This window comes from Variovorax sp. J31P207, assembly GCF_030316965.1.
Lineage (GTDB): Bacteria > Pseudomonadota > Gammaproteobacteria > Burkholderiales > Burkholderiaceae_C > Variovorax > Variovorax ginsengisoli_B.
The window spans coordinates 682,668-689,665 of sequence record NZ_JASZYN010000003.1 but is presented as its reverse complement, the minus strand read 5'-3'; the positions used below and the strand labels follow the sequence as shown (position 1 = coordinate 689,665).

Genomic DNA, 6,998 nt, shown 5'->3' with positions numbered 1-6,998 from the left:
GCCGTTGAGGCACCGCCGAGCAGCGCAGCGGTGCGCGGAAAAAGGGCCGCGCGTGTTTGAGCGAAGCGAGTTTGCGCGGACCCCGCGTACCGCGAGCAGCGCAGGGAAGCCGCGAAGCGGCCGGTGACGTCGGCCGGTCCAGGGCATACCGCCCGCCACCGCCGCCCACGCCACGCAGACGACCAGACGCTCAAATAGCCGACACCACCCCACGCCCCGAAAAATGCCCTTCGGCATTCGCCAGGAACCGATCGAGCGACGCCTGCGTAGCCTCCGGCGACCATCCCGCCATGTGCGGCGTCAGCAGCACGTTGTCGAGCCCGACCAGCGGCGCGGGCGGCAGCGGCTCGCTCTCGTAAACATCGAGCCCCGCGCCTGCAAGACGGCCTTCGCGCAGCGCCGCAGCGAGCGCCTCGGTGTCGACCACGCTGCCGCGCGAGATGTTGACCAGGAAACCCTGCGGCCCCAGCGCATCGAGGACGGCGGCATTCACCAGGTGCCGCGTGCCCGCGCCGCCCGGTGTCGCGATCACCAGGATGTCGGCCCATTCGGCCAGCGCCCGCACGCTGTCGAAGTAGCGGTGGGCAACGTCCTCGCGCGGCTTGCGGTTGTGATAGCCGATCGCCATGTCGAAGCCCTCGGCCCGCCTGGCGATCTTCTGGCCGATGGTGCCCAGCCCCACGATGCCCAGGCGCTTGCCGGAGACGTTCGGCGGATGCGGAATCGTCTCGCGCCGTACCCCTTCGCGGCACAGCCGATCGAGCGTGCGGATGTGGCGCATGGCACCGATCAGCAGGCCGAAGGCATGGTCGGCCACGCAGTCGTCGTTGGTGCCTGCCCCGTTCGCGAGCGCGATGCCGCGCGCACGCGCCGCCTCCAGCGCGACGCCCTCGTAGCCGGCCCCCATGCAGCACACCAGCTCCAGCTTCGGCATCGCGGCGATCTCCGCGGCCGTGAGGCCGATCGAGCCGATGGTCAGCACCGCGCGGAAGCGCCCGCCCTGGGCGGCGATCAGCTCATCGCGTTCGGCCTGCGTCGGCACCGGCAGATAGGTCACGTCGTAGACCGCGGCGACCCGCGCCTGGTGGGCCTGCGACAGGCTGTTGAGGACCAACAGGGGAATCTTCTCTGACATTCTCGACATGCTCCTGAATCAAGGAAAAGGGGTTCACAGAACGGGCTCGGCCTCGAGCTTCTGCAAGCGCCACATCTGGGCGTACTTGCCCTGGCTTTCCAGCAACTGCGCATGGGTGCCGCGCTCGACGATCACGCCGCTCTCGAGCACCAGGATCTCGTGCGCGTCGACCACCGTCGACAGGCGGTGCGCGATCACCAGCGTGGTCTTGTTGCGCGCCGCGCTCTTGAGCTCCGACTGGATCGCCCGCTCGTTGGCCGAGTCCAGCGCCGAGGTGGCCTCGTCGAAGATCACGATCGGCGGGTTCTTGAGCAAGGTGCGCGCGATCGCCACCCGCTGCTTCTCGCCGCCCGAGAGCTTCAGCCCGCGCTCGCCGACCATGGTCTCGTAGCCCTTGGGCGTGTGGACGATGAAGTCGTGGATGCGCGCCGCCCGCGCGGCCTCCTCCACCTCCTCGCGGCTGGCGCCCGGCCGGCCATAGGCGATGTTGTATTCGACCGTGTCGTTGAACAGCACCGTGTCCTGCGGCACGATGCCGATCGCCTGCCGGACGCTGGCCTGCGTCACCTGCCGGATGTCCTCGCCGCCGATCGTGATGCGGCCCTGCTGGACGTCGTAGAAGCGGTAGAGCAGCCGCGCCAGCGTCGACTTGCCGGAGCCCGACGGTCCGACCACGGCCACCGTCTTGCCGGCCGGGATCTCGAAGCTCACGTGCTTCAGGATCGGCCGCGCCGCCTCGTAGGCGAAATTGACGTCCTCGAAACGCACCGTCGAATCATGGCCCGCCAGCGGCCGGGCCTCCGGCGCGTCGCGCACCTCGCGCTCCTTCTCGAGCAGCACGAACATCTTGTCGAGGTCGGTCAGGCTCTGCTTGATCTCGCGGTAGATCACGCCCAGGAAATTGAGCGGGATGTAGAGCTGGATCATGAAGGCGTTGACCATCACCAGGTCGCCCAGCGTCATGTGGCCGTCGACCACGCCCTGCGTGGCACGGTAGAGCATCGCCACCAGGCTGATCGCGATCAGGCACTGCTGGCCCGCGTTGAGCATGCTGAGCGTCGTCTGGCTCTTGACCGCCGCCTTGCGGTAGCGCTCCAGGCTGGCGTCGTAGCGTCCGGCCTCGAAGCCCTCGTTGTTGAAGTACTTGACCGTCTCGTAATTGAGCAGCGAATCGACCGCGCGGCTCTGCGCCACCGAGTCGAGCTCGTTCATGGTCTTGCGGAACTGGGTCCGCCACTCGGTCACGGTGACGGTGAAGACGATGTAGACCACCAGCGCCGCCAGCGTGATCCAGACGAAGCCTGAGTCGAACTTCACGCCCAGGATGGTCAGCACCAGCGTCAGCTCGATGATCGTCGGCACGATGCTGTAGAGCGACATCGAGATCAGCGAATGGACGCCGCGGGTGCCGCGCTCGATGTCGCGCGTCATGCCGCCGGTCTGGCGCTCCAGGTGGAAGCGCAGGCTCAGCGCATGCAGGTGCTGGAACACCTCCAGCGAGATGCTGCGCGCCGCGCCCTCGGTGGCCTTGGCGAAGACCAGCTCACGCAGCTCGTTGAAGACCGCGGTCGACAGCCGCAGCAGCCCGTAGGCGACCAGCAGCCCGACCGGCACCACCAGCAGCGCCGCGGCGCTGCCGGGCTTGATCGACATCGCGTCGACCAGGTTCTTGAGCAGGATCGGGACGCCGACGTTCGCGACCTTGGCCCCGACCATGAAGGCCAGGGCCGCCATGACGCGCCATTTGTAACGCCAGAGGTACGGAAACAGCCGCCGCAGCGTCGCCCAGTCGGATCGGTCGCTGCGGGCGGGCGTGCCCGCCGAGGTGGGGTGGGGAGAGGAAAGTGCTTCGCCGCTGCGGCGCATGGGAGACAATCGTGGCTGTTGTTTTCAGAAGGGTCTGACGACCCGACCCCAGATTGTGCCCATGTCCGCAGATTCCAGCGCCAACCTCCCCGCCACGCTCAAGAGCCTGCCGGCCGACATGGAGCTGGTGCTCAAGGTGATCCCCATGCCCGCCGACTGCAACGCCAATGGCGACATCTTCGGCGGCTGGGTCATGGCCCAGTGCGACCTGGCCGGTTCGGTGATTCCGGCGCGCTACGCCAAGGGCCGGATGGCGACCGTGGCGGTCAACGAATTCATCTTCAAGCAGCCGGTGCGGCTGGGCGACATCCTGTCGTTCTATTCGAAGCTGGTGCGCATCGGGCGCACCTCGGTCACGGTCACGGTCGAGGTCTTCGCCGAGCGCTTCCGGGCGCAGGGCGAATACATCAAGGTGACCGAAGCGACATTCACCTACGTCGCGATCGACGACGACGGGCGGCCGCGGCCGATCGAGAAAACTTGACGGCGTCCTACCGCCCCACGGCATAGCCCTGCATGCCGCGAGGGTTGGCGGCCGCACGAAGGATCAACCGGCCGCGAGCGTCCTGCTCGCGGCTGCAAGCCGACATGCGGCTCTCCGACCAAGGCTGCCCGACCCGCACACCGTGACCCGAATCGCGCAATTCCTGCACAACATCTTCCGAGAAACGAGACTCGAGCGTCAGCCGGTTCAAGATCGTCTCTCGCGGCCAGAACGATGACGGGAAATGGTCCACATGCCACGCAGGTGCATCGATCGCTTCCTGCAAGTTCATCCCGTGCACGGCATGTCGAAGGAAGAAGGCCGGCGACCATTGATCCTGCTGGTCCCCTCCCGGCGTTCCGAACACCATGTACGGTTCGCCGTCCCGCAGCGCCAGCGAGGGCGACAGCGACGTGCAGGGCATCACGCCTGGCGTCAGGGTGTTGGGGAGGCCTTCGTCGAGCCAGGTCATCTGCAGCCGGGTATTGATGGAGAAGCCGAGGCCCGGGATGACCGGACTCGAAGACAGCCACCCGCCTGAAGGCGTCGCCGCCACCATGTTGCCGTGCCGGTCGATCACGTCGATGTGGCAGGTGTCCCCGACGAACACCTCCCGCTCCAGCCATTCGCTGACCGGAGGAAGCGCTGCAAAGGTGGGCTCGCCGACACCGAAGCGGGTGTCGGCCGCAAGCAGCGTCCGCCGGGCGGCGTCCAGATCGGGCAAGCGCGGCGGCAGCCCCAGTGGGGCGCCCGGCTCGAGAGTCTGGCCAGCGCGGTCCGACACTTGCGCCCAGCGCTGGCGCAGGTAGTCATCCGACAGCAGTGCCAACTGGACGTCCCGCGAGGCACCGGGCGCGACCCCGTACCACGCGAGCCGATCCGCCAATGCCAGCTTGGCTGCTTCCGCGATGCGGTGAACGAAGCCCGCCGTGTGAGGCGCATGGTGCGCCAGATCCGCATGGCGAAGCATGCCGACCTGCTGCAGAAATGCGGGCCCTTGACTCCAGAAGCCACACTTCGCCAAGGTGTAGCGGCCGAAGTCCACGCAGAGAGGCGTTTCGATCGCAGGCGTCCAGCGCGCAAGGTCGTCGTAGCGCAGCAAGCCCCTGTGCTTCTCGCCGGTCGTGTCGCGGATCTCCTGCGTGCTGTAGTACCCGTCGATCTCGGATGCCACGAAGCCCTGGTACCAGCAACGAAGCGCCGCATCGATCACCTCGGCGCGGCTGCCCTCCTTCGCTTGCGCAGTCCGAAGAATGCGCTCCCAGGTCGAGGCCAGTTGCGGCAGCCGGAACAACGCGCCCGGCGTGGGCACCCGGCCGTCCGGAAGCCACACGGCGGCCGACGAAGGCCAGTGCTCGCGGAACAGGTCCTGCACTGCCGTAATGGCCTGCACCGCCCGCGGTATCAACGGAAAACCATCGCGGGCGTAGCCGATGGCGGGCGCCATCACGTCGGCGAGCGACCAGGTGCCTCGGTCCCTCAGCAACGTCAACCAGGCGCCGAAGGCACCCGGCACCGTCGCCGGCAGCAGCCCGATGCCAGGAACCTGTTCGAGGCCCATGCGCCGGAATGCATCGACCGTTGCCGCCTCCGGCGCAACGCCTTGGCCGCAGATCGACACCATGCTGCGCTCGCGCTCGTCCCACAGCAGGATCGGCGCCTCGCCACCGGGCCCGTTCAGATGCGGCTCGACCACCTGGAGCACGAAAGCGCCAGCCACTGCGGCGTCGAACGCATTTCCACCGCGCTCGAGAACCCCCATGGCCGTCTGCGAAGCCAGCCAGTGGGTGGAGGCGACGACGCCGAAGGTACCGACGATTTCCGGACGTGTGGTGAAGCTCATTGTCGATTCGATGGATTGGTATGGCGGGTGCCGCATCAAGAAAGCCTGAAGGCCTCGAGAGCCACCGCCGGCGTCGCAAGCAGCGCCAGCAGCCGTATCGAGACGACATCCCGAGGCGTCCACCTGGCCTGGGGCGTCAGCACGTTGAAGGTCGCGAAGCAGGCGCCATGTGGGTCGAGCAAAGGCACGTTGACCACCGACTGCAAGCCCAGGGAAGCAATCAACGCATGATCGCTGAAGGCCTCTTCGATGGCCGCGACACCCTCGCCGACGAATACCTCGCCACGTCCGAGCAGCTGAAGGGTCCAGGACGTCCATGACTTGCGCTTGCGCCCGGCGAGCGGGTAGGCGTCGACATCCGAGCTCCAGACGCGCTGAAGCTCCACGTCGTCTTCTCGCGCTTTCATCGCCGACCGGCCCGGCAGGCGATCGGTGCGCAGGTTGACGGTCAGCAGCCCCTCGCCAAGCAGCTCGCGGCGGGCGCCCTCGAGAATCTGCATCACCCCGGCGAAGTCGTGCGTCCGCGACAGCGCATCGCACAACGCTGCAGTCCTTTCGACAGGCAGCTCGAGAAGCAAGGTCGGCATCAATCCGCCTTGATGTTGAGATCGCGGATGATCTTGCCGTAACGTTCGGCATCGCGACGCAGCACGGAAGCGAACTGTTGCGGCGTCCCCTTGACGATCTCGACGCCGATGGAGTCCATTCGCGCGCGGATCGCCGGATCGGCCAACGCCCGATTCGCCGCGTCATTCAGTCGCTCGACGAGTTCCTTCGGCATGTTCGCGGGACCGAACAAGCCGTACCAGACCCCGAGCTCGTAGCCAGGCAGCGTTTCGGCAACGGTCGGCGTCTCTGGGAGCAACGACGAACGCTTGCCCTCCGTCACCGCGAGCAGATTGAGCTTTCCGGCCTTGACGTGTGGAAGCGTTTGAGTTCCGGCCGAAAAGAGCACTTGTGTCTGATTGCTCACGGTGTCGAGCACGGCGGGGGCGCCCCCCTTGTAGGGCACATGAAGCATCTCGATGCCGGCAGCCTTTTCGAACAGCACCGCGCTCAGGTGGTTCGTCGACCCGCCGCCCGCGCTCGCATAGGCCAGTTTGCCGGGATTGGCCTTTGCGTATGCAATCAGTTCCGCCACGTTCTTTGCCGGGACCGACGGGTTGACCACCAGCGTGTTCACCACGTTGGCAAGCTGCGCGATCGGAGTGAAGTCTTCCACGCCCTTGAAAGGCATCGACATCATCGCCGGGTTCATGGCGTGCGTGCTCATTGAACCCACGAGCAGCGTATAGCCGTCGGGCCTGGCTTTGGCGACCATGTTGGACCCGATGTTTCCGGAAGCGCCCGCCCGGTTGTCGACGATGACCGGCTGGCCCAGGGACCGGCTCAGTTGCTCCGCCAGCGAGCGGGCGAGGATGTCGGTCGATCCACCCGCTGCCCATGGGACGATCAGCGTGATCGGCCGCTCGGGGAACGCGGCGCAAGCGACGGAAGCAAGACCCGCCAGGGCCAGCGCGGCCAGGCCGCGACGAATACGAGAGATCATTTTCTACGCCTACGAAGGATCGGGAGAATCCGAAAAGTGTAGAGCGTCGAATAGCAAAAATAGAATATCTTTGCATCGATGCATGCATTCGACTCTATGTCTCAACCCGTCCCTCTCGCGC

Annotated in this window: 6 protein-coding genes; 1 reads left to right on the top strand and 5 read right to left on the bottom strand. The window is 66.6% G+C overall.

Annotated elements, in window-relative coordinates; genetic code table 11:
- Positions 1 to 190: 190 nt before the first annotated feature.
- Positions 191 to 1,135: a 2-hydroxyacid dehydrogenase gene (locus QTI68_RS14585; protein WP_286522253.1), complete on the bottom strand. Its 945-nt coding sequence runs from the start codon at positions 1,133 to 1,135 to the stop codon at positions 191 to 193.
- Positions 1,136 to 1,168: 33 nt separating this feature from the next.
- Positions 1,169 to 3,001 (bottom strand): ABCB family ABC transporter ATP-binding protein/permease, encoded by a 1,833-nt coding sequence (locus QTI68_RS14580; protein ID WP_286522252.1) that lies wholly within the window; start codon positions 2,999 to 3,001, stop codon positions 1,169 to 1,171.
- A 61-nt stretch (positions 3,002 to 3,062) separates the two neighbouring features.
- Between QTI68_RS14580 and QTI68_RS14575 the strand changes: the two genes are divergently transcribed.
- Entirely contained in the window at positions 3,063 to 3,485 is a 423-nt protein-coding gene (locus QTI68_RS14575) for an acyl-CoA thioesterase (RefSeq protein ID WP_286522251.1), read from the top strand.
- A 7-nt stretch (positions 3,486 to 3,492) separates the two neighbouring features.
- On the opposite strand, the gene QTI68_RS14570 is transcribed toward QTI68_RS14575, so the two are convergent.
- From QTI68_RS14570 to QTI68_RS14560, 3 genes are read right to left on the bottom strand one after another with little or no spacing between them, the layout of a single operon-like run.
- Positions 3,493 to 5,364: a gamma-glutamyltransferase family protein gene (locus QTI68_RS14570; RefSeq protein WP_286522288.1), complete on the bottom strand. Its 1,872-nt coding sequence runs from the start codon at positions 5,362 to 5,364 to the stop codon at positions 3,493 to 3,495.
- Complete coding sequence (locus QTI68_RS14565) at positions 5,364 to 5,870, bottom strand: GAF domain-containing protein (protein ID WP_286522250.1); 507 nt, start codon at positions 5,868 to 5,870, stop codon at positions 5,364 to 5,366. The genes QTI68_RS14570 and QTI68_RS14565 overlap by 1 nt, the downstream gene beginning before the upstream one ends.
- A 44-nt stretch (positions 5,871 to 5,914) precedes the next feature.
- A complete protein-coding gene (locus QTI68_RS14560) occupies positions 5,915 to 6,877 on the bottom strand; it encodes a Bug family tripartite tricarboxylate transporter substrate binding protein (protein ID WP_286522249.1) in 963 nt (320 codons plus the stop codon).
- Positions 6,878 to 6,998: the final 121 nt, after the last annotated feature.